Source organism: Pseudomonas sp. RIT778 (genome assembly GCF_019718735.1).
GTDB lineage: Bacteria > Pseudomonadota > Gammaproteobacteria > Pseudomonadales > Pseudomonadaceae > Aquipseudomonas > Aquipseudomonas aphyarum.
Genome location: NZ_JAIHBA010000071.1, coordinates 2,093 through 4,158 on the forward strand (window position 1 = coordinate 2,093; position 2,066 = coordinate 4,158).

The following is a 2,066-nucleotide window of genomic DNA, read 5'->3' on the forward strand; positions in this document are numbered from 1 at the left end:
GCCTGGGCCAGCCCGGCAAACGCGGTGCAGGCGAGGGCGGTGGTGAGCAGGAACGGACGAATTTTCATGATGGACTCCGGTGCGACGGAAATTGAGTTCGGCTTGTTGCAAGCCAAACCTGCCGCACTCGGCGTCAGCCTGGGGCTGAGGGTGTGCGGTTCAGTAGAGTTTTTGACCGCGGCGTTAAGCGATGGTTAACCGGGCTGAACGCCGGCTGTCTGGGCGGGGATTGTTTCGTGGGGGAGTCTCGGCGGATTCCTACAAGGGTGGATGCCTTGTCTGCTTTCGGGGGCTGGAGTGGGGCGGTTAAGGTTTGGCGTCGCTGCAAAATCAGCGGCTTAGGTTTGGTCACCTAACGTAATCACCTGTGCATGTGTGCCATTATTCGCCCCGACGGACATTCGTGTCCGTGGAGTGCATTGCTGTGGCGGCTGTGTACAGGGTCGCCTTCGGGCGAGCCGAGTCAGGTGGTTCTCGGTTGACCAAGCCTGTTCACAGTCCGCCTCCCCATCGTTTGGTCACGGTGCTGGCGGTTACTTTCAAGCTGCCTTGAGTAATTCCAATGCCAATCCTGAAATTAAGCTCCGCCCGCTATCTCCCGCTCAACAGCGGCGTCACCGACAGCGCACCGCTGGTCATCGACACCCAAGCCAACCCGAAAGACCTCTTCGAAGCCGCCGTGCAACGCATCCGCGCCGCTGCCGACCTGCTCGAAACCCTGCACTGCCTGTGCTTCAAACACGCCGATGTCCAGGACATTCCCCACATCACCCATGCGCTGTACCTGCTGACGCAGGATGGCAGCGATTTGCTGCAGGTTGCGCAGCAGAGAATGTTGAACTGGCAGGCGCCGGTTTGATGGTTTGAAAAGCGGCCTGGTATTCACGGGCAGAAGCATTATCTGCCCGTGATGCTGTTGGAGGCTTTCGATGAGCTAAAGGCGAGGCTCTTCATCCGGGACTGGATCATTTATGAAATCAAAGATATCCAAACTAGTCTGTCAGGGGGCAATTTGAGCCTAACCTTAGACTATCCTTACTTCGACTCTAAGCGCCTGACGATTGCGTCGATGGCTTACGCATCGTTTGCTCCATGTAGTCTGGCGACATTCCTTTAGTCTTTGTCAAATCAGGAATATCGAACTCTCGAACAAGGAAATATTTTATTGTGCTCGGGGATTGCGTCATATTGTTTATCATGAATCTATCACTCAGATAGAGCTCCAGAAGATCTTCGATGTCGAAGCTGAGGCCCTTTGGTTGCGGGGCAAACCATTCATCCAATAATGCCTTTTCTGATTTCGAAGCAAGTCCGATGCGCAGACGTTTGGCTTCTCTATCAACTTCCTCAAGCCAACCAAGCTCAGCGCGAAGACTTTCTTTGCTCTCACGTGTCTGTTTTAGAGACGTATCACGCTTTTTGGCTTGAGCTTCGGTTTCGCTACCCATTCCTAACATGCGCTTGAAAGATCCATTTTCACCGAAAACCGGTCGCTCCAAACGCTCTTCTTCCTCGGAATAAGCACGGTGTTGCTCACTGTACAACTCCCACAGCCCGCGAAGTCTTTGAATATAAAGACGGCGATGGGCGAGAAAGGCATCGGCAGAAACTTTTTTATTGCCAGCCTTGGAAATGTATCGATTACTCGCCTCAATGGCGCTTGTGCCATTAATGTGGTCGTGTAACTCGAAGAAACTGGACACGTATCTATCTTTTTCCTGGAGCTTTGCCATCGAAGGGAAGGGAACTCCGGCACTGTAGGCTGCGCGGTACATATCGTGCAGAGCTGCCATGTGTAGTTCGCGACTGTGAGGGGTACTGTCTTTTTTTAGTCCTCCCCCTACATCAAAACTTGTTCCTGGAACCAAGCGCTCTTCCCAGCGCGGGGTAAGTGATCCAGTGCCAATCAGTCGAGCACGCCTGTTATCCCTGCATTCATGAGCAGCAACTAGATGAAGGGCTGATTTTACAGGGCCCGGCAGACACTCTCCGTCATCGACTTTATTGGAGATTGGCAGCAAAAAATCAAGAACGACAGATGCTTCCATGCTTCTATCGACCGCATC

General features: G+C 53.1%; 2 protein-coding genes and 1 pseudogene. 2 read left to right on the plus strand and 1 reads right to left on the minus strand.

Annotated elements, in window-relative coordinates; translation table 11 throughout:
• A partial coding sequence (locus K5E37_RS29235; RefSeq protein ID WP_221535823.1) for a hypothetical protein occupies positions 1-198 on the plus strand: 198 nt, incomplete at its 5' end.
• Positions 199-562: 364 nt separating this feature from the next.
• A complete protein-coding gene (locus tag K5E37_RS29240; RefSeq protein ID WP_221535824.1) occupies positions 563-859 on the plus strand; it encodes a hypothetical protein in 297 nt (98 codons plus the stop codon).
• Between the two features lie 187 nt (positions 860-1,046).
• On the opposite strand, the pseudogene K5E37_RS29245 reads toward K5E37_RS29240, so the two are convergent.
• Positions 1,047-2,066 (minus strand): annotated as a pseudogene (locus K5E37_RS29245) (DUF2235 domain-containing protein); the annotation flags it as partial.

Excerpts from the sequence above, each read along its gene's own strand:
- K5E37_RS29240 (WP_221535824.1), top strand. The coding sequence starts at position 563 with ATGCCAATCCTGAAATTAAGCTCCGCCCGCTATCTCCCGCTCAACAGC.